Annotated in this window: 1 protein-coding gene; it reads right to left on the reverse strand. The window is 62.9% G+C overall.

The window, feature by feature from the left end; all coding sequences use genetic code 11:
- Positions 1 to 244 (reverse strand): 4Fe-4S dicluster domain-containing protein (locus RAD10_RS42395; RefSeq protein ID WP_461622077.1); only part of this gene is annotated, 244 nt, incomplete at its 3' end.
- Position 245: the final 1 nt, after the last annotated feature.

The raw sequence follows: 245 nt of genomic DNA on the forward strand, positions 1-245 counted from the left end.
GGGCGCGGGCGTGATCGACCAGATGCATATAGTCGACGCCGGAGGGACAGGTGGTGACGCAGGCAAGGCAGGAGAGACAGCGGTCAATATGGGTGACGACCTCGGCATCGGCGGGCCGGCCGTTTTCCAGCATGTCCTTGATCAGGTATATGCGCCCGCGCGGGCTGTCGAGTTCGTTGCCGAGCGTCACATAGGTGGGACAGGTGGCGGTGCAGAAGCCGCAATGGACGCATTTGCGCAGGATT

Source organism: Bradyrhizobium sp. 23AC, from assembly GCF_054863025.1.